This window comes from Vibrio sp. 1S139 (assembly GCF_041439475.1).
Taxonomy (GTDB): Bacteria; Pseudomonadota; Gammaproteobacteria; order Enterobacterales; family Vibrionaceae; genus Vibrio; species Vibrio crassostreae_C.
The window spans coordinates 58,925-79,832 of record NZ_JBGOOD010000014.1; the positions used below are offsets into that span (position 1 = coordinate 58,925).

Annotated in this window: 16 protein-coding genes, 2 tRNA genes and 1 pseudogene; 4 read left to right on the plus strand and 15 right to left on the minus strand. The window is 44.8% G+C overall.

All coding sequences use genetic code 11. The features are described 5' to 3' along the window. Positions 1 to 6 precede the first annotated feature (6 nt). The 9 genes from nusA to rlmE all read right to left on the minus strand — a co-directional run bounded on the left by nusA (position 7) and on the right by rlmE (position 8,063). Positions 7 to 1,494: a transcription termination factor NusA gene (gene nusA / locus ACED46_RS07050; RefSeq protein WP_371721153.1), complete on the minus strand. Its 1,488-nt coding sequence runs from the start codon at positions 1,492 to 1,494 to the stop codon at positions 7 to 9. A gap of 35 nt (positions 1,495 to 1,529) precedes the next feature. Continuing rightward, positions 1,530 to 1,985 carry a ribosome maturation factor RimP gene (rimP, locus tag ACED46_RS07055; protein ID WP_004738265.1) on the minus strand — a complete coding sequence of 152 codons (456 nt, stop codon included), beginning with the start codon at positions 1,983 to 1,985 and terminating at the stop codon, positions 1,530 to 1,532. A 234-nt stretch (positions 1,986 to 2,219) separates the two neighbouring features. Next, a tRNA-Met gene (locus ACED46_RS07060) sits at positions 2,220 to 2,296 on the minus strand. 53 nt (positions 2,297 to 2,349) lie between these two features. Further along, a tRNA-Leu gene (locus ACED46_RS07065) sits at positions 2,350 to 2,434 on the minus strand. 16 nt (positions 2,435 to 2,450) lie between these two features. Then, positions 2,451 to 2,783 (minus strand): preprotein translocase subunit SecG, encoded by a 333-nt coding sequence (gene secG, locus ACED46_RS07070; RefSeq protein ID WP_017059392.1) that lies wholly within the window; start codon positions 2,781 to 2,783, stop codon positions 2,451 to 2,453. Between the two features lie 294 nt (positions 2,784 to 3,077). Continuing rightward, positions 3,078 to 4,418, minus strand: a complete 1,341-nt coding sequence (glmM, locus tag ACED46_RS07075; protein ID WP_017059393.1) for a phosphoglucosamine mutase — start codon at positions 4,416 to 4,418, stop codon at positions 3,078 to 3,080. 21 nt (positions 4,419 to 4,439) lie between these two features. Then, on the minus strand, positions 4,440 to 5,270 hold the full coding sequence (folP, locus tag ACED46_RS07080; protein ID WP_371721154.1) for a dihydropteroate synthase: 831 nt from the start codon (positions 5,268 to 5,270) through the stop codon (positions 4,440 to 4,442). An 88-nt stretch (positions 5,271 to 5,358) separates the two neighbouring features. Next, a complete protein-coding gene (ftsH, locus tag ACED46_RS07085; RefSeq protein ID WP_371721155.1) occupies positions 5,359 to 7,326 on the minus strand; it encodes an ATP-dependent zinc metalloprotease FtsH in 1,968 nt (655 codons plus the stop codon). A 107-nt stretch (positions 7,327 to 7,433) separates the two neighbouring features. Continuing rightward, the gene (gene rlmE, locus ACED46_RS07090; protein WP_017059396.1) at positions 7,434 to 8,063 is read right to left on the minus strand and encodes a 23S rRNA (uridine(2552)-2'-O)-methyltransferase RlmE; all 630 of its coding nucleotides are present in this window, start codon (positions 8,061 to 8,063) and stop codon (positions 7,434 to 7,436) included. A 114-nt stretch (positions 8,064 to 8,177) separates the two neighbouring features. Between rlmE and yhbY the strand changes: the two genes are divergently transcribed. Continuing rightward, complete coding sequence (yhbY, locus tag ACED46_RS07095) at positions 8,178 to 8,474, plus strand: ribosome assembly RNA-binding protein YhbY (RefSeq protein ID WP_004738252.1); 297 nt, start codon at positions 8,178 to 8,180, stop codon at positions 8,472 to 8,474. A gap of 125 nt (positions 8,475 to 8,599) precedes the next feature. Here the strand turns inward: yhbY and greA are convergent, their stop codons facing one another. Beyond that, positions 8,600 to 9,073 carry a transcription elongation factor GreA gene (greA, locus tag ACED46_RS07100; protein WP_017059397.1) on the minus strand — a complete coding sequence of 158 codons (474 nt, stop codon included), beginning with the start codon at positions 9,071 to 9,073 and terminating at the stop codon, positions 8,600 to 8,602. Positions 9,074 to 9,586: 513 nt separating this feature from the next. On the opposite strand from greA, the gene ACED46_RS07105 reads away from it, so the two are divergent. Beyond that, positions 9,587 to 10,639: a porin gene (locus tag ACED46_RS07105; protein WP_371721156.1), complete on the plus strand. Its 1,053-nt coding sequence runs from the start codon at positions 9,587 to 9,589 to the stop codon at positions 10,637 to 10,639. 111 nt (positions 10,640 to 10,750) lie between these two features. Further along, positions 10,751 to 12,184 carry a serine-type D-Ala-D-Ala carboxypeptidase gene (gene dacB, locus ACED46_RS07110; RefSeq protein WP_102428940.1) on the plus strand — a complete coding sequence of 478 codons (1,434 nt, stop codon included), beginning with the start codon at positions 10,751 to 10,753 and terminating at the stop codon, positions 12,182 to 12,184. Positions 12,185 to 12,309: 125 nt separating this feature from the next. Here dacB and ACED46_RS07115 read toward each other — a convergent pair whose 3' ends face one another. Both ACED46_RS07115 and tyrS read right to left on the minus strand, forming a co-directional pair. Further along, the gene (locus tag ACED46_RS07115) at positions 12,310 to 13,155 is read right to left on the minus strand and encodes a magnesium transporter (RefSeq protein WP_102428941.1); all 846 of its coding nucleotides are present in this window, start codon (positions 13,153 to 13,155) and stop codon (positions 12,310 to 12,312) included. Positions 13,156 to 13,536: 381 nt separating this feature from the next. Further along, the gene (tyrS, locus tag ACED46_RS07120) at positions 13,537 to 14,724 is read right to left on the minus strand and encodes a tyrosine--tRNA ligase (protein ID WP_017059402.1); all 1,188 of its coding nucleotides are present in this window, start codon (positions 14,722 to 14,724) and stop codon (positions 13,537 to 13,539) included. A 129-nt stretch (positions 14,725 to 14,853) separates the two neighbouring features. Here tyrS and ACED46_RS07125 point away from each other — a divergent pair, with 129 nt between their 5' ends. Continuing rightward, positions 14,854 to 16,143 carry a peptidoglycan DD-metalloendopeptidase family protein gene (locus ACED46_RS07125; protein ID WP_065584911.1) on the plus strand — a complete coding sequence of 430 codons (1,290 nt, stop codon included), beginning with the start codon at positions 14,854 to 14,856 and terminating at the stop codon, positions 16,141 to 16,143. An 84-nt stretch (positions 16,144 to 16,227) separates the two neighbouring features. On the opposite strand, the gene ACED46_RS07130 is transcribed toward ACED46_RS07125, so the two are convergent. From ACED46_RS07130 to ACED46_RS07140, 3 genes and pseudogenes are all read right to left on the minus strand, one after another. Continuing rightward, complete coding sequence (locus ACED46_RS07130; RefSeq protein ID WP_371721157.1) at positions 16,228 to 19,320, minus strand: efflux RND transporter permease subunit; 3,093 nt, start codon at positions 19,318 to 19,320, stop codon at positions 16,228 to 16,230. A 10-nt stretch (positions 19,321 to 19,330) separates the two neighbouring features. Beyond that, positions 19,331 to 20,455 carry an efflux RND transporter periplasmic adaptor subunit gene (locus ACED46_RS07135; protein WP_017059405.1) on the minus strand — a complete coding sequence of 375 codons (1,125 nt, stop codon included), beginning with the start codon at positions 20,453 to 20,455 and terminating at the stop codon, positions 19,331 to 19,333. Between the two features lie 278 nt (positions 20,456 to 20,733). Continuing rightward, positions 20,734 to 20,908 (minus strand): annotated as a pseudogene (locus ACED46_RS07140) (group II intron reverse transcriptase/maturase); the annotation flags it as partial.

A 20,908-nucleotide genomic window follows, 5' to 3' on the forward strand; every position in this document is an offset into this window, starting at 1 on the left:
GCTGAATTATTCTTCGTCGCCGAACCAACAGATGTTACGCGCAGCCATAATTAGCTCGCCTGCACGCTCTGCAGTTAGGTCTTCGATGCCTTCTAGTTCATCAACGCCTTGGTCAGCTAGGTCTTCCAGTGTCGCAACGCCTTTTGCTGCTAGCTTGTAAGCCATTTCACGCTCAAGACCTTCAAGTGCAAGTAAGTCTTCAGCAGGCTCAACACCGTCGAAAGTTTCTTCTTTCGCTAGCGCTAGAGTAGTCAGTGCGTCTTTTGCGCGGTTACGTAGTTCTTCAACGATACCTTCGTCTAGACCGTCTACTTCAAGAAGCTCGTTCACAGGAACGTATGCTACTTCTTCAAGCGTAGAGAAGCCTTCTTCAACAAGCATTTGAGCAAAGTCTTCTTCAATGTCTAGGTGCTTCATGAAGTTTTCAATAGAAGCAACTGCTTCTTCTTGGTGCTTCTTCTCAAGATCAGCAACAGTCATTACGTTCAGTTCCCAACCAGTAAGTTGAGACGCTAGACGTACGTTTTGACCGCTACGGCCAATCGCTTGTGCTAGGTTATCCGCTTCAACAGCGATATCCATAGAGTGTGCGTCTTCATCAACGATGATTGAAGCAACATCAGCAGGAGCCATTGCGTTGATTACGAATTGAGCCGGGTTATCATCCCAAAGAACGATATCAATACGCTCACCACCAAGATCGTTAGAAACAGCTTGTACACGTGCGCCACGCATACCAACACACGCACCAACTGGGTCAATACGTTTGTCGTTTGTTTTCACAGCGATTTTAGCACGAGAACCGGCATCACGTGCAGCACCTTTAAGTTCAATTAGCTCTTCACCAATCTCAGGCACTTCAACACGGAATAGTTCAGCTAGCATTTCTGGCTTCGAACGAGTAACGAAAAGCTGGAAACCACGAGCTTCTGGTTTAACTGCGTAAAGAAGACCACGAACACGGTCACCTGGACGGAAGTTTTCACGAGGAAGTTGGTCATCACGAAGGATTACCGCTTCAGCGTTGTTACCTAGGTCTAGGATAATAGTGTCACGGTTAACTTTCTTAACTGCGCCAGTTACTAGCTCGCCTTCGTTATCGATGAACTGCTCAACGATTTGAGCGCGTTCAGCTTCACGTACTTTCTGTACGATAACTTGCTTAGCCGTTTGAGTCGTAATACGGTCAAACGTTACTGATTCGATATCATCTTCAATGAAACCGCCAAGTTCGATCTCTGGGTCATCGTACTTTGCAGCTTCAATAGAGATTTCTTTTGTTGGGAATTCAACTTCCTCAACAGCTTCCCAACGACGGAAAGTTTCGAAATCACCCGTTTTACGGTCAATTTCAACACGAACTTCAATTTCTAGTTCGCTTTTCTTTTTTGTTGCCGTTGCAAGCGCCATTTCAAGCGCTTCAAAAATACGCTCACGAGGAACTGCTTTCTCATTTGAAACAGCTTCTACTACCGCCAAAATTTCTTTGTTCATTAATCTAGCCTCTTAAGCTCTTCTCTCTAGGAGAACTAAAATTTAGGGATCAGGTTAGCTTTCGCAATATTGCTCAGGACGAATTCTTCTTCTTGTCCTTCAACCAATACTTTCACTGTCTCGCCTTCGATAGATTGGATATCACCTTTCCATTTACGACGGTTGCCGACAGCCATTTTCAAAACGATGCTTACCTCGTGACCAATAAATTGTTGGTAATGCTCTGCTTTGAACAGTGGTCTCTCTAAACCTGGTGAAGACACTTCAAGGTTATAAGCCACTGAAATTGGATCTTCAACGTCCATTACGGCACTTACTTGGTGGCTAACTTCAGCGCAATCATCTACATTGATACCGTTTGGTGAATCGATGTAAATACGTAGCGTTGAGTGCTCACCAGCACGAATAAATTCTAATCCAACTAACTCATAACCTGATGCTGCTACTGGAGCGTCAAGCATTTCAGTAAGTTGTCTTTCTAAACCAGTCATTTAACCACTCCAGAAACAAAAAAAGGGCTCAAAGCCCAATTTAAATTCCAAGCAAACATTATCTAAATACATTTACAAATGCTTAGATAACAAAAAACCCCGTATAAGCCGGGGTTTTTGTTGCTGGACCCTTATATGTTAAGTGCCATCACATTCGATATAGCACCTAACTCACAGTGAGGTTCACACTGTGCAAACTTGCTACCAATACAAGCTATATAATAGCATTGAAATTGGTTGCGGGAGCCGGATTTGAACCGACGACCTTCGGGTTATGAGCCCGACGAGCTACCAAACTGCTCCATCCCGCGTCCGACTTGCGAGCATTATACGCCCAACAAGATGTTTTACAAGTTTGTAAACATGGTGCCGAGAGAGGGACTCGAACCCTCACACCCTAAGGCACTAGCACCTCATGCTAGCGTGTCTACCAATTTCACCATCTCGGCATCAAATCTTTACAGATTATTGTGGAATTTCGTCGCCTTGCGCCGGAACTTCACTCACTGCATCATCAGCTTGTTGAATCACCTGACCTTGGGTCGGGTCAATCCATTGTGACTCAGTTTTATGTGTAGACATATTACCAAGCACTAAGCTAAGGATAAAAAATGTAGTTGCAAAAATTGCAGTCATTCGGGTAAGGAAATTTCCTGAGCCACCAGCACCAAACACAGTGTTTGAAGCGCCAGCACCGAAAGAGGCTCCCATATCTGCGCCTTTACCTTGTTGAATCAACACTAGGCCAATTACACCAAGCGCTGCCAACAGGTAAATCACAAGTAGAACTGTAAACATTTTTCCACCTATGTTCCTAATTGTTGAGCCAGCGCCGTTCAAAAAACTATTTTTAAGAACAAGGCTAGCGACCTCCTAACTGAAGGCCGAGCAATACTAGCGAATGCGACGATGGCTGACAAGGAGAATTTGCTAAAAAATAAGCCTTTACCAAGTGAATGGTCAAAAAAAGGTCAAAAGCGACACAAAACTCATTTATGTCTCTTTTGACCGTTATATCTTTTGACCGTGAGATAAGTCAACCACTTCTAATCACAAGCGCTATTCGCTGCGCCAGCTAAGTAAAAGGTTAAATTAGCAGTTTGCTTTTACTGCATCTGCAATCTTAAGCGCTGATGCTTGAACAAGCTCTGCATCTTCGCCTTCAACCATGACACGCAGTAGTGGCTCGGTACCAGACTTGCGTAATAGTACACGGCCTTTCTCGCCAAGCTCTGCTTCTACTTCAACAACCGCTGCTTTTACCGCTTCGGCTTCTAGTGGGTTTGAATCTCCGCTGAAACGAACGTTTTCTAGAACTTGAGGGTACAACGTCATGCCCTGAGACAACTCATTCAGTGTCATTTCGCTATCAACAACTGAAGCCAAAACTTGCAGAGCAGCAACGATAGCATCACCCGTCGTCACTTTATCTAGTAGGATAACGTGCCCCGAGTTTTCAGCGCCGATCTTCCAGCCTTTAGCAAGAAGCTGTTCCATTACGTAACGGTCACCAACAGCAGCACGTACAAACGGAATACCTAACTGCTTAAGGCCGTTTTCCATACCCAGGTTGGTCATTAGTGTACCAACAACGCCGCCTTTCAACTCACCGCGACGCAGTGCATCACGAGCAATAATGTAAGCGATTTGGTCGCCATCAACTTTGTTGCCTAGCTCGTCAACCATGATGATACGGTCACCATCACCATCAAAGCCAAGACCTAATGCCGCTTTTTCTTCAAGCACTTTTGCTTGCAGAGCACGTACATCCGTCGCACCGACTTCGTGGTTGATGTTAGTACCGTTTGGCTCAACACCAATCGCAACGACCTCAGCACCCAGTTCTTTAAATACAGCAGGCGCAATGTGGTAAGTCGCACCATGTGCACAATCGATAACGATCTTCATGCCAGCTAATGTCATTTTATGTGGGAACGTACTTTTACAGAACTCGATGTAACGACCTGCAGCATCATTTAGACGAACCGCTTTACCAAGCTCAGAAGAATCAACACACTCAATGTCTTTATCAAGCTCAGCTTCAATCGCCAATTCGATATCGTCCGGAAGCTTTGTGCCTTCAGAAGAGAAGAATTTAATACCGTTATCGTAGTATGGGTTGTGTGAAGCCGAGATTACGATGCCCGCTTCAGCACGGAATGTTTGTGTTAGATAAGCAACAGCAGGTGTTGGCATTGGGCCTGTGAACGTCGCTTGAAGGCCTGCAGCCGCAAGACCAGCTTCTAACGCAGACTCCAACATGTAACCAGAGATACGAGTATCTTTGCCGATAATAACTTTCTTTGTACCTTGCTTCGCAAGTACACGACCAGCAGCCCAGCCAAGCTTCAGAACAAAATCAGGTGTAATCGGGTACTGGCCTACTTTGCCACGCACACCATCTGTGCCGAAATAACGTCTTTTATCAGACATAGTGATTTTCCTTAATTATATTTAGTGATTGTTGTTCATCACTTCGATTATTTTCATCGCTTCCAGTGTCTCCTCGACATCATGAACGCGAATAATTTGTGCGCCTTTCATCGCGGCAATCGCCGCGCAAGTGACGCTTGCGACCATGCAGTCGGCCGGAACCTTGTCTAGCAATTTAAAGATCATCGATTTTCTCGACATCCCCGCTAAAACAGGTAAGCCTAACGAATGAAACTTTTCAAGGTGCGCTAATAGGTGGTAATTATGCTCAATGGTTTTACCAAAACCAAAACCAGGATCCAGAATCAGCTGATCTTTTGATATACCAACAGCCTCACAAGCCTCCACCCTTTCTTTTAAGAACGCTTCAACATCCATTAGGACATCATCGTAATTAGGGTTAGCTTGCATGGTTCTTGGCTGACCTTTCATGTGCATCAGGCAAACGGGCACATTAGCATCGGCGGCCGCTTCTAAAGCTCCGGGCTCTTGCAGTGCGCGCACATCATTGATCAAATCAGCCCCCGCTTCAACGGCTTGGCGCATCACTTCAGCTTTACTGGTATCAATGGAGATCCACACATCAAACTTAGCGCGAATTGCTTTAATGGCAGGAATAACGCGAGCGAGCTCTTCTTCTAAAGGAACGTCAGGCGCTCCCGGGCGAGTTGATTCACCACCAATGTCAATAATGCTAACACCAGCTTGAATCATTCGCTCTGCTTGCAGTAAAGCATTATCTAATGAATTGAATTTTCCGCCATCAGAGAAAGAGTCAGGCGTAACATTGAGGATACCCATCACATGTGGGCGGTCTAAAACGAGCGTTTTATTATGTGCTTTTAATATCATGGAAGGTGGGTCTTAAAGGTAAAAACATCTAGGGCTAGAAACAGAAAAACCCTGAGCGTACTCAGGGTTTTAATTTATAACTTAGCGATTAAGAATCTTTGTTTTGAGCATCATCTGTTTCAGATTTAACTTCTTCAACTTTCGACTCTTCAGCTTTTGGTTCAGCTGTTGCTTCTTCTGATTTCGCTTCAGGTTTAGCTTCTTCCTTCACAGGTTCTGCTTTCGCCTGATCACCCCAGCCAGCTGGCTCACGAATGTCGTCTTTACGTTCCATCAAGTCATCAATCTGACCTGCATCAATCGTTTCAAACTTCATTAGCGCGTCTTTCATCGAGTGCATGATATCCATGTTCTCTTCAAGAATTTGCTTCGCACGAGCATAGTTTCGGTCGATTAGAATACGAATTTCTTCATCGATCAGCTTAGTCGTATCGTCAGAAACATGTTTCGCTTGGCTCATACCACGACCTAAGAAAACTTCACCTTCTTCTTCAGCATATAGAAGAGGACCCAGTTTTTCAGAGAAGCCCCACTGCGTAACCATCTTGCGAGCAATATCAGTTGCACGTTCGATATCGTTAGACGCACCAGTCGAAACTTTGTCTTTACCGTAGATAAGTTCTTCAGCAAGACGACCACCGTACAAACTAGAGATCATTGATTCTAGATGTTGGCGAGACATGCTTACGCGATCTTGCTCAGGTAGATACATAGTTACACCAAGCGCACGACCACGTGGAATAATTGACACCTTGTACACAGGATCGTGTTCAGGCACCAAACGACCAACAATTGCGTGACCCGCTTCGTGGTAAGCCGTTGACTCTTTCACTTCTTCAGACATAACCATTGAACGGCGCTCTGCACCCATCATGATTTTGTCTTTTGCAAGTTCAAACTCAACCATAGATACATTGCGCTTGTTACCACGAGCAGCAAATAACGCCGCTTCATTCACAAGGTTCGCAAGATCTGCACCAGAGAAGCCTGGAGTACCACGAGCGATCAGCGACGGTTCAACATCACCTGATAATGGCACTTTACGCATGTGTACTTTAAGAATCTGTTCACGACCACGTACATCCGGTAGACCAACCACAACTTGACGGTCAAAACGACCAGGACGAAGTAATGCAGGGTCTAGTACGTCTGGACGGTTAGTCGCAGCGATAACGATAATACCTTCGTTACCTTCGAAACCATCCATCTCAACCAGCATTTGGTTCAGTGTTTGTTCACGTTCATCGTGACCACCACCAACACCAGCGCCACGTTGACGACCTACAGCATCGATTTCATCGATAAAGATGATACAAGGTGCCGCTTTCTTCGCTTGTTCAAACATGTCACGCACACGAGATGCACCAACACCAACAAACATTTCAACGAAGTCAGAACCAGAGATAGTAAAGAACGGTACTTTCGCTTCACCGGCAATCGCTTTTGCAAGCAATGTTTTACCCGTACCAGGAGGACCAACCAACAGGATACCTGTCGGGATCTTACCACCTAGCTTTTGGAAGCGGCTTGGGTCACGAAGGTAGTCCACAAGCTCTTTCACGTCTTCTTTTGCTTCGTCACAACCAGCAACATCAGCAAACATGGTTTTGATTTGTTCTTCGCTCATCATTCGAGCTTTACTCTTACCGAAAGACATCGCGCCTTTACCGCCGCCGCCGCCTTGCATTTGACGCATGAAGAAAATCCATACACCAATCAGTAAGATCATTGGGAACCATGAGATGAAGATAGTGCCAAGCAGGCTCTGCTCTTCAGGTGGTGTACCCTGAACTTTTACGTTTTGATTAATTAAGTCATCAAGTAGCTTTTGATCATAAACAGGCATGTAAGTTACATACTTAGAACCACCACCACGACGTGTGAAAGTGATTTCGCTGTTATTGAACTGTGCGTCTTGAATCTGGCCTTGGCCAACTTCCTGTACAAACGTGGTGTAATCTACTGCTCTGCCGTTACTTTCCCCAGGGCCGAAGCTCTGGAATACCGACATCAACACTACCGCGATAACAAGCCACAGAATTAAATTTTTTGCCATGTCACTCAAGGTGTAAGCCTCTCGATAACTAATTGTAATTAAAGGTAGGGTACTACAGTTTGTAACCTGTAGCCATGTTGTTAACTCTCACTCTTGGAAGAGAATCGTTAACCTTTGTAACCAGTGGCTACGATAAACACTTCACGAGATCGAGCTCGAGAAGAGTCGGGTTTTCTAACTTTTACTGTTTTAAACATCTCGCGGACGTCCTTAACGTATTGGTCAAACCCTTCGCCTTGGAATACTTTTACAACAAAACTACCATTGGTAGCTAGAACTTGTCGACACATATCCAAAGCTAATTCAACTAAATACATAGCTCTTGGCTGATCCACAGAATTGTTGCCTGCTATATTAGGTGCCATATCTGACATCACGACATCAACCATGTTTGGTTGTATACGTTCCAACAAGGCATCTAGCACAGCTTCTTCGCGGAAATCGCCTTGTAAAAAGCTAACACCAGCAATCGGATCCATTGGTAACAAGTCACACGCAATGATTTGTCCGTTGTCTCCAACAATCTTAGCAGCATATTGAGACCAACCGCCAGGTGCTGCACCCAAATCCACAATGGTCATCCCAGGAGACAGCAATTTATCTTTCGTTTGAATCTCTTCCATTTTGAAATAAGCACGTGAACGATAGCCTTTCTTTCTTGCTTCATTTGCGTACTTGTCGTCGAAGTGTTCCTTCAACCAACGGCCTGAACTGGCCGAGTGTTTCTGTTTGCTCATTGGATACCTAAATTGGAGGAAAGTACTAATTGCTGAATAAATTATAGTCTTCAGCTTTAGATGGCGTTAAAATAGGTTTTTTCAACCCTAATAGTAAAGAAAATTGGCCGCGTAATGAACCTAAGTACCAAACAAAAGCAGCATCTAAAGGGCCTAGCTCACAGTTTAAAACCTGTTGTGCTAATGGGCGCAAATGGACTTACTGAAGCTGTTCTAGCGGAAATCGAATTAGCTCTAGACCACCACGAACTGATCAAGATTAAAGTTGCATCAGAAGACCGTGAGACTAAGCAACTGATTATCGATGCAATTGTACGTGAAACTAAAGCTGAGAAAGTACAGACTATCGGTAAAGTTCTAGTACTGTTCCGCCAGTCAGAAGCACGTAAAATCGAGATTCCACGTAAATAAGCGAGTTTGATATAAGCTAACTTCACTAATAGGAAGCCACAGCGCTTATCTTTTAGTGTAGCGTGAGAAACGAAAAAGGTCGCATTTAGCGACCTTTTTACTTATCAGAAACAAAGAAAATTCAATTAGATATATTCTACTTTGTCGATTTCGAAGTCTTTGTCACCACCTGGGGTAGAGATCATTACTTCATCGCCTTCCATCTTACCGATAAGACCGCGAGCAATTGGTGATTTCACAGAAATACGGCCAGTCTTGATGTCAGCTTCGTCTTCTGAAACGATTTGGTAGCGGAACTCATCATCGGTATCCACATCAATCAGTGTCACTGTCGTACCAAAGATAATCTTGCCCGTATTATCCATTTGCGTTACATCGATGATCTGAGCCAGTGATAGCTTATATTCAATATCACGGATCTGAGCTTCACAAATACCCTGCTCTTCACGAGCGGCGTGGTATTCAGCATTCTCTTTCAGGTCACCTAGTTCACGTGCTTCACCAATAGCTGCTGAGATAACAGGGCGTAGCTTAAGTAGGCGATCTAATTCGTCACGTAGCTGCTGAGCGCCACGTACTGTCATTGGAACCTTTTCCATTTTTTACCTCTATGCCAAAGCTTTCTTTGGCCAACATAAATACACCCAACGTATTTATTGGGTGATAGAAACAAAACGATTTGGCTTAGTGTAAACAAACTTTATGGCTAAATCACCTTTATTCCACTTTGCGTTATAAAAGCTTTATCTAGGTCTAAATTACAGACATCACAAAAATGAATAATAACCTCCCCATCAATAAATGGAGAATTAAATACCTAAAAAAACAAAAAACAAACAAAATAAACACAGATCACACTTTTATAAAAATCACTTTAAAACAAACACTTAATCAATAAGAGATATAATAAAACAGTGTTCATTTTTTAGTTTTATATCATTTTACTAACTGACCATGGAACTTTAGAGGTAAAAAGTAACCCATGGATTGCACTGGCATTTTTCAGACTTCTGTTCTAATCATGATTATGAAGCCTGATTAATACAGGCAATACACAAAAGGGTTCAAATCCTTGATAAAACTTCTATGGACAGTAATTAGGAAATAATAACATGAACAAGACTATGATCGCGCTTGCTGTATCTGCTGCAGCTCTTGCTACTAACGCAGTGGCAGCGGACGGTAAACAAGCTGGTGGTATCGAAGGTACATCTGTATACAGCTCAAACGGCACTTCTCTAGAAATCGGTGGCCGTGCTGAAGCTCGTCTATCTCTAAAAGATGGTGCAGCTCAAGACAACTCTCGTGTGCGTCTAAACTTCCTAGGTAAAGTTGAAATCCAAGACGGCCTATACGGTGTTGGTTTCTACGAAGGCGAATTCACAACTGCTGAAAACGGCGGCTCTACTGATAACAACGACGGCGACATCACTAACCGTTACACATACGCTGGTATCGGCGGTGACTTCGGTGAAGTTACTTACGGTAAAAACGACGGTGCGCTAGGCGTAATCACAGACTTCACGGATATCATGTCTTACCACGGTAACTCTGCTGCAGACAAAATCGCAGTAGCTGACCGTTCTGACAACATGCTTTCTTACAAAGGCCAATTCCAAGACCTAGGCCTAAAAGCAAGCTACCGCTTTGCAGATCGTACAGATTCAGCAACTGACAGTGGTTACGACGACAACGGTGAAGATGGTTACTCTCTATCTGGTATCTACGCAATCGGCGATTCTGGCTTCAAGCTAGGTGCGGGTTACGCTGATCAAGACCTAGACAACGAATACATGCTAGCGGCATCTTTCCGCACTGAAGCTCTATACTTTGCAGGTGTATTCACTGACGGTGAGAAAGAAGCTGACACTCTACGCCGTACTGTAGATTACACAGGTTACGAATTTGCAACTGCGTACACGCTAGATAAAACTGCGTTTACTCTAACGTACAACAACGCAGAAACTAACGATGAGACTTCTGCAGATAACGTTGCAATCGATGCAACTTACTACTTCAAGCCTAACTTCCGCACGTACATCTCGTACAACTTCAACCTAATTTCTGAAGGTGACAAGATCGGCGGTACATCTCTAGTAAACGGTAATGCATCTAAAGCTGACGCTGAAGACGAAATCGCTCTAGGTCTACGTTACGACTTCTAATTCTGATTATCTAATTGATTAATTAGTTAATTGAGAATCAAAACGCCCGCTATCTAGCGGGCGTTTTTTATATCTGTATACTGAAAACATCAGCCATCCAAGAAATCTTCTATGCGCCTTCTATCCACACTACTTGTATGTAGTTTTTCCATTAGCGCTTTCTCAGTTAACGCTTTCGCTTACCCCCCTCTAGATAAACTGCCTGATGGCAGTAGCACCAGTGTAATTTTGGAATCCCTGAGAGGCGATTCATACAAAATGAATTCCAACAGTGATGGCTTCTACCCTCCCGCCAGTACTTTAAAGCTGGTCACAGCTTTAGCAGCGAAGTTGGAATTAGGGGATGACTTTCACTATACGACTAGCATTGCTCGTTCTAATAAAGATGTTGTGCTCTCATTCAGCGGCGACCCGACGCTACAAAGAGAGCAGTTAAAAAGGCTTTTAGCTCAATATACTAAATCACAATCTAAAACCATTAACGGTAACCTGTATCTCGATAACTCGACTTATACGGGCTATCAACGCGCGGTGGGTTGGCCTTGGGACATTTTAGGCGTTTGTTACAGCGCGCCTTCTAGTGCAATGACCTTGGACAGCAACTGCGCACAAGCCTCTATTTATACAAAAGGTAATGGCAGCACTCGCGTTTATATTCCCGCTCACTATCCGATAGACGTGACGACCACCGCTGCCACGGTAACTCGCTCTGGGCAGAAGGCGACACAATGCGACTTGGAACTCATCACCACACCAGATAACGCTTACAAGCTCTCTGGTTGCTTGGTTGAGCGTAAAAAGCCACTGCCACTCAAGTTCGCGATTCAAAATCCAGAACTTTACACCTATCAAGTCGTGACATCGCTTCTCAAAGAACTGAAAATAGAAGTAAAAGGTGATGTGATTATTGGTAAAAAAGCGAAAGCAGACAAAACCACGTTAGTCGCTAGTCACAACTCAGAAAAGCTTCCTGAACTGCTCGATATCATGCTCAAGAAGTCAGATAACCTTATCGCAGATAATCTAACTAAAACGCTAGGAGCGACATTTTATGTTCAACCGGGTAGCTTCAATAACGGTACTGAAGCGATAAAGCAGATACTGCTGACCAAGGCTAATATTGACCTCAGTAAAGCGCAGCTCGTCGATGGTTCAGGGTTATCCAGAAACAACCGAATGAGGTCACAGACCATGGCTCAAGTGCTTCGTTATATCTGGGAAAACGATCAACAGCTCAACCTGATTGAGGCTATGCCTAGATCTGGCACTGATGGAACGCTCAAATACCGTCAAAGCATGAGAAAAGCACCGATTCAAGGCAACATTATCGCCAAAAGTGGTTCTCTATACGGCAGTTACAACATGGCGGGATACGGATTGGATAAAGCGGGAAAACCAAACTCTCTGTTTGTGCAATTTGTCCGTGATTACTTCCCTGAAGAACAAGATCCAGACAAACCAGTGGAAGCACCAATCACCCAGTTTGAACGTGCTTTCTACAAAGATGTGGTCGAGTTCAGTCAACCACAAAGCAAATCTAAGTAATGCTTAGCTTTGTGTAAGCTTCTAGTTTAATAATAAAAATGGCGCTGAAGACCTTCAATCTGCAGCGCCATTTTTATTTCTCAGATGTATTTAGCTATTTTTATAGGTGCCTATTTTTATAGGAGCTAAGCGATACCGAGGAATGAGTTAACCACAGTGAAGTAGATCCACATTCCTGAGATATCAACTATGGAAGCAAGCACTGGGCTCACTAACACCGCTGGATCAAGCTTAAATAGCCTAGCAACTATCGGCAATCCGCCACCCAGCACGGTTGATATGGTCACCTGAATAAACAGCGCTACCGCAATAGCTAACGCAATCATGTTGATATCATAACCACCTGTCGCTTGGTTTTCACTAAAGAGCAAAATACGTCCAATCATCACTACAGCAATCGCTAAAGCTAAACAAATAGCAACTCTAAACTCTTTCCATAGAACGTTAGCCCATTGGCGTTTTTTCAACTCACCTGTGGCTAAGGCTCGGATCACCAAAGTCGCTGCTTGTGTTCCGGTGTTACCACCAGCAGCAGCAATTACCGGCATGTAGATTGCCAAAAGTACCAACTGACTGAGAATGTCTTCATACTGAGCAATGATAAGCCCTGAGACGATTCCCAATAGTGCTAACGCAATAATCCAACCGATACGCTGCCTGACGTGGCTCATGACGCCAGTCGAAAGGTAACCCTGTTGAGGTTCTACCTCAGAGTAGATCAGCCCTAGTTGGTGAGCTAGATGTCGAGAGCGCTTCTCAAAGCCCTGCTCTTCTAGCTCACTAAGTAAAGTCTGAATCGTACTCAAAGAGCATTGCCCCAGCACTAGCACCGCATCTTCGAGCGGCATTCGATTCAAAAGATTAATTTGTTGTTCACGTCCGTACTGTTGAAATGCATTCGATACAGCTTGGATGTCTTGCTCTGAGTACAGAGCTTCAATAGATAAAAAAGTGTTGTTCATTACCGTCATGGCGAATCTCCCGATTGGCAAAGGTAACGACCATCAAAACAAATAGCCTATAGCTAATACACCAAGAGCGTACAGCTAAGCGCACCAAGAGCTGAAAGCTACTGATGTGTCTACTTGTTAGAATCTAGTGTGTGGAAAAGAATGCGGGGGAAAACAAAGATACCCTACCTGAACGGCAGGACAATAGATCAATACCGAGACAGGTTATTCTTCTCCATTCAAACTAGGAGGATGGTCGGTATTGTTCATAAAAATCTCCAGAATTACTGTCAATTTGACAGCGCGCATAGTGTAGCAATAGGCGTTTCAAAGTTTCGTCAACTTTAAGTCAATAAAAAAGGCATCCGTGGATGCCTTTGGTTCAATTATTGATGTGCATTATTACTTAATAGTAATACGAGCAAACTTACGCTTACCTACTTGGTAAACGGCAGTACCTGCTTCAGGCACGAATTTGCTGTCTTCAATCTTCTCGCCTTCAAGCTTAGCAGCGCCTTGCTTGATCATACGCATCGCATCAGAAGTCGAGTTTACAAGACCCGCTTCTTTTAGAACGTTCGCAATTGGCAGGCCTGCTTCGAATTCAAACTCCGGCATTTCATCAGGAACTTGGTTCTTAGCAAAACGGTTAACGAACTCTTGCTCAGCGGCTTCAGCATCTGCTTCACTGTGGAAACGAGCGATGATCTCTTTAGCAAGAAGCACTTTAACGTCACGCGGGTTCTTACCTGCATCAACGCCAGCTTTCAGTTCCGCAACTTCTTCAAGAGGACGGAAAGACAGCAGCTCGTAGTAGCTCCACATTAGATCGTCAGAGATAGACATGATCTTACCAAACATCTCGCTTGGTGCTTCGCTAATACCGATGTAGTTATGCGCAGACTTAGACATCTTCTTAACACCGTCTAGACCAACAAGTAGTGGCATCATTAGTACCGCTTGTGGTTTTTGACCTGCTGCTTTTTGCAGTTCACGACCCATTAGAAGGTTAAACTTCTGGTCAGTACCGCCAAGCTCAACGTCGCTCTCTAGTGCAACAGAGTCGTGACCTTGTAGAAGTGGGTACATGAATTCGTGGATTGCGATCGGTTGACCACCAGCGTAACGCTTTTTGAAGTCATCACGCTCAAGCATACGAGCAACAGTTTGGTTAGAAGCAAGACGAATCATGCCTTCAGCGCCAAGCTCAGATAGCCATTCAGAGTTGAAGCGAATTTGCGTTTTCGCAGGATCTAGAATTTTGAATACTTGTTCTTTGTAAGTTTCAGCATTCTTCAATACGTCTTCGCGGCTTAGCGGTGGACGTGTTGAGTTTTTACCTGATGGGTCACCAACCATTGCAGTGAAATCACCGATAAGGAATGTCACTTCATGACCAAGCTCTTGGAAAGCACGAAGCTTGTTAAAGATAACCGTATGGCCTAGGTGGATATCTGGAGCTGTTGGATCGGCACCCAGCTTAATGCGTAAAGGACGACCTTCTTTTAGTTTTGCAATCAGTTCGTCTTCTGGAATCAGTTCTTCTACGCCACGTTTGATCTCGGCTAGTGCAGCTTCAATACTCGCCATTCTTGTTCACTCCCACAGATTTGGCAAAAATACATTAATTAGACATCTTACTTGAATAGCGATGTATTTTGAAACCAGTTACACTATTCCGTCGTCGATTTTCATAATATTTACAGAACGAACCGGAACATGTTGTCTATTTTTGCACGCCTTCCTATTTTGCACCGGGCTTTTATCGCATTTTTTAGTGCCATAATTTTCGTCGCGATTTTCTTACTCCCCGACGTCAACAGTTTGCGTGACGATTCGGGCGCTTTAGTTGTGGGAAAACATTACCCACTGACTATCAATGCCTCTGCACTTATTAGCTCAAGTGACGCTCCACCGACGGCAGTGCTCAATTGGGAGAAATACACCGTTCGCTCTGGCGAAAGCACCTCTGTTTTATTTGAACGTATTGGCCTCTCATACCGTCTGCTGATCACGCTACTCAATACCAATAATGATATTAAGAAGCAGCTGTCTAACCTAAGACCTGGTGATGTCTTGCAGTTCGGCTTTGATGAAAACAACGACCTTATTCAGTTAAAACGACAACTTAGTGCGTTTGAAAGCTTCAAGATCACTAAATCTGGCGATTCTTTCTCATCAAGTTTCGACAAAAAAGAAGTGGTATACCAATACAATTATGCCGAAGCCAACATCACCTCTAACTTCTGGAACGCTGGCGTCAGCGCAGGTTTAACCGCAAACCAAATTATGGAACTGGCCGGCATCTTCGGTTGGGATATCGACTTTGCGTTAGATATTCGTAAGAACGACAGCTTCAAAATCTTATACCAAGAGAAAGTGGTTGAAGGTGAAGTAGTTGGTCGCGGTAAGATCATGGCAGCCGTATTCAAAAACCAAGGCGATTCATTTACCGCGGTATTGGATGATAAAAGCGGCAACTACTTCGATGAAAATGGTCGTGCGATGAAGAAGGCGTTCTTGCGCTCACCAATTGATTTTCGTCGCGTAACATCGAACTTTAACCCTACCAGGAGACACCCAGTAACCGGTAAGATTCGAGCTCACCGCGGTACTGACTACGCAGCCCCTGTTGGCACGCCTATCTGGGCAGCCGGTGACGGTATTGTTCAGAAGTCAGGTTACAACCAATTCAATGGTAACTACGTGTTCATCCGCCACAGCAACACCTACATCACCAAGTACCTGCACATGAAGCGACGTATGGTGAAAACCGGTCAGCGCGTAAAACAAGGCCAAACCATTGGTACTTTGGGCGGTACAGGCCGTGTGACTGGCCCGCACTTACATTATGAATTCTTGGTTAATGGCGTACATAAAAATGCGCGTACCGTGAAATTGCCTCAATCCAAGTCGTTAACTGGTAAAGCAAAAGCAACCTTTATTGCCAACTCAGAGATTCGATTAAGAAACCTTGAGCGATACGGTCAGTTACTAGCGACTAACTAGGCGTTTGTAGCTTCACTGCAAAATAGAAAAATGCAAAGAGCGCCCATCAAGGCGCTCTTTTTTATGCTCACATACCACAACTAGCTACTGTTTTTCAGGTTTGTTGTTCCGTCCAAGCATTAACAAACAAGGGGTTAATACTAAAGTCAGCACCGTGGCAAACGCCAAACCACCAGCAATAGCGGTCGCAAGCTGTGACCACCATTGTGTACTTGGCGCGCCAAACTCTATCTTTTGATTAATCAGGTCGATGTTCATCTCTAACACCATCGGCATTAAACCTAAGATAGTCGTAACCGTCGTGAGCATTACTGGCCTTAAACGCTGAACACCGGTTCTTAGAATCGCATCTCGCTTGTCCAAGCCTCTTTTGATGAGCTGATTATAAGTATCAATCAACACGATGTTGTTGTTCACGACTATGCCGGCGAGCGCTATTACCCCAATTCCCGACATCACAATGCCAAACGGACGTTGGAAGATCAGTAAGCCAACGAACACGCCAACGGTCGAAAACAATACAGCACTCAGAATCAAAAACGCTTGATAGAAGCTATTGAACTGAGTAATCAGAATCAAAGCCATTACCGCCAAAGCAACCAAGAAAGCACTTTGTAAAAAGGCTGACGAGTTTTCTTGTTCTTCGTTTTGACCACGGATGCGAAATTCCACGCTACTCGGCAGCCCTAGCTCACTCAATGCTTGTTCAATCTTTGGTAGTTCGAGAGCAAGGTTATACCCTTCTTCCATATCCGCCATGATGTTCACCACACGCTTGCCATCAAGGCGTTTAATGGTGTCTTGCTTATGGTCGGGAACGATCTGAGCGAAATTAGTAATAGGTACTAAACCTGCTGGCGTTTTCACCCTAAGCAGGTCGAAGCGCCCGATATCACGCTTATCATTAGGGTAGCGCACCAAGATATCGACCTCTTCTGAAGAGTCATCGGGCAGATAATCACCAATCTTGAGACCATTAGTCACGAATTGAACGGTATTACCCACTAAGGTCGCATCAGCTGCAAAGCGCGCAGCATCGTCGCGGCGAATATCCACCTTCCAATCGATGCCATCGTTACTCGCAGTATCGCTGATATTGGTCAGTGCTTTATTTCCATCAGCCCAACCTCTCACAATTTTTGCAGCCTGATTGAGCTGCTCTGGAGTTCTTGCCGACAGCTCAATCACTAAGTCATTTTCAACCGGAGGCCCAGCATCAGGGAACTTATATTCAATCTCAACACCAGCGTATTGATCGGTTTGTACCTTCAACTCATCAATAATCGCCTTAACGCTGCGTCGATATTGCCAGTCAACAGGCGTAATTGAGATCAAACCAATCTGGTCGTCACCACCAGTACGCGTGTAAACGGTATCGAACTCATCATGATTGAGCATCATCAGTTCAATATCACGCATGATGTCATCCTTTTCTTGGATAGACAGATCCCCATGCGAGCGAACTTTGACATTAAAGAATGGCGGATCAACTTCTGGGAAGAACTCTGCACCTAGACCCGCTTTTGAATAAGTAAAACCAACTGCAACCGCGAGCAGTGCCGCACTGAACAAAATCTTAAAGGGGTGTTTAATCGCTAAAGAAAGCGTGTGGTAGTAAGCCTTGGTTAAACCAGTAGCCTGTGAAAAGTCACCATTATGCAGTGCGACCATTCGAGCTTGGCTTTTAGACGATACGTATTGAGGTTTGCCAATCAAACCGCCCAGCACGGGCACAAACAACAACGCCATGATCAATGATGCAGTTAAAGTCGCGATCAGAGTTAGTGGTAAGAACTTCATAAATTCGCCCGTCACATCAGGCCAAAACAGTAACGGAGCAAATGCGGCTAAGGTTGTGGCAGTCGATGCGGTTATCGGCCACGCCATCCGTTTCGCTGCATCTCGGTAAGCGGCTTTGCGCCCTTCACCCTCTTGCATTCGCCTGTCTGCAAATTCGGTCACCACAATCGCACCGTCTACTAGCATCCCCACCGCCATAATCAGAGAGAACAGCACTACGATGTTGACGGTTAAGCCAAACACCGAAAGAACCAATAACCCGGTTAGGAATGAGCCTGGAATGGAAATACCCACTAACAAAGCGGTACGCACACCAAGAATCGCGATGATAACGATCACCACCAGAATAATGGCGGATAAGATATTGTTTTGCAGATCATTAAGCATGATCTTCACATCTTTAGATTCATCCCAGGTGTATTTGACCAACAGGTTATTTGGCCATTCCGCTTGCTGCTGAGCACCAGCCATTACCGCTTTGACTAGCTCAACGGTTTCGATGATGTTCTCACCTGCACGCTTCTTGATATCCAACACCACCGCAGATTTGCCATCTAAACGAGCAAAACTTTCAGGATCTCGAAACGCTCGACGAACCGTAGCGACATCGCCAAAAGTGACCACCTGCTTGCCATCCACTTTAATAGGCAACTCAAGCACGTCTTTTAAGGAGTTAAATACCGAAGGGACTTTGACAGAAAAACGTCCGTAGCCAGTATCAACAAAACCTGCGGCCACCACTCGATTGTTCAGAGCGATCAGATTATAGATATCCGCTTGATCTAAGCTGTAGCTCTCCATCAATAACGGATCGACAATGATCTCGACGATGTCAGCGCGATCGCCCGCAATATCGACTTCAAGGATTTGGCGATAGCTTTCTAATTTGTCTCCAAGCTCTCGGGCAATTTGCACTATGGTGCGCTCAGGAACGGTACCGAATAGCACAACAGACAAAACAGGTTGCTCAGAAGCCAGCGTCACCTCATTTACGGTCGGTTCGTCACTGTCTTCTGGTAGTTTTGGTTTAGCCAGATCAACCGCGTCACGCACATCGGCCATTGCTTTGGTGAGATCGACGCCAACATTAAACTCCAACACAACAGAGGCATGCCCTTCTGCTGCGGTTGCTGTCATCTCTTTTACGCCTTCAATCGACCTCAGCTCTTGCTCAATAGGTCGAACCAATAAACGTTCTGCATCCGTTGGCGAGATCCCTTGGTGCCCGACCGAAACATAGATAATTGGGATGGTAATGTCTGGGCTCGATTCCTTAGGTATCGTGATATAGGTGACGACACCGGCTACAAGGATTAACGCTAAAAGGGAGAGCATTGTTCGAGCACGAGACAAGGCTGCATCAATAATTGAATACATCGGTTATCTCCTACTCTGCGGTTACGTTAGAGAGTTCAGCGACTTGCTCAACAGCAATCACCGAATCACCATCACGCACAAACCCTTGGCCTACTGTGATGATATCGACGCGTTGTCCAAGTCCTGTGAGCCAAACTCCATCTTGTTCGGCCTTTACTAGCTGAATGCCTACAAACTTCACCGTTGGTGAGTCATCGACTGAAACCAAGGTTTTGACCCCTAGGTTACCCGCCTCATCCAATGCTAGCATCGCCGGTGTTATCTTTATTGCATCTCTTGTTTCTAGGTTGAGTTTAACTTCGGCACTGACACCTGCTGGTAATAGGCCTTTAGAGTTATCGATTTCTATCTCGATTGGGAAGGTATTAGTAGCAACAGAAGAGATACGAGAAACATAGCGTAAACGGCCTTCCGCTTCTTCTCGCCCTAACAAACGAACCAAAGCAGATTGATTGACTAGCAAATGTTGGATATGACGCTCACTGACATCCGCCTCAATAACCAAAGGATCGAGGTCAATCACGCCAGCAACAGGATCGCCAACACTAACGAAATCACCGAGCTCCACCATCAAATCTTGAACCACACCCGAAAAAGGCGAAGTAATGACAGTATTCTTTAAAGCCAATTCCGCATTGCGCATCATGGCTTTTGCTTCTGTTAATGAAGCCTCAGCTGTGGTGTAGGCGATTTCACCTTGCAGTCCTCTTTTCTTCAGTGACTGCGCCGCTTTGAACTCTTTCTGCTTCAAGCGATATAACGCAGATGCTCGCTCTAGTTGAATCTCTAAATCACCCTTATCTATCTGGGCAATGGCTTGTCCTGCTTTAACCATCCCCCCCTTAACAACATTCAATCTGACAATCTTACCCGCGACTTCTGCACCTAGACGAGCATGCCTATCGGGCGCCGTTCTTCCATAGAGATCAATCGTTTTAAAGGTCGGTGATGAGGTGAAGGTTTGAAAGGAAACCTTAGCCAGCGGAATTTCTGTTGCTTTTTTCTCAGGCGACTCTTCTGCTTGCCCTACGCCTAAACCAAGCCAGATCGACAACAACACGACTAGAGTCAGAGAAACCAGCCACGGCTGCTTCAATTTCTGAAAAAGTGGTGAGTTAGAAAATAGAGTGGGCATAACAAATCCTTTTGTCCGATGTCATTCAGGCGCGCTAGTTGGCTTAATAGCGTGATGTGCAACTTCCTTATGCACAAAGGTAACCTTAACAGACCAATCCTCAACGAAGTTGGACGCTATCGACAGTTTAAAAAATATGCCGTGTACTAAAAATGAGAGGAATGCTTTGTCGAGTAGACGACACTTGTTACCAAGTGCCGCCCCTCTAAGAACCGTACGTGCAACTTTCACTGCATACGGCTCAAGCCTCCACTAAGGCATCATTGATACCCAGCAACTTATAACGCAGTCGGGACAGGCTCTTTCCAAGAGTTACGAGCTAGCCTTTTAGATTTTCTCTTCACCAAATATTCTTGGTATTGAGGGTCAAAAGGGGTCGCTGCATTCCTGATTTTTACGTGTCGCTCGATGGGCACTTTAGCTATTTGGAACAGATTGAAGTGACAGTCCATG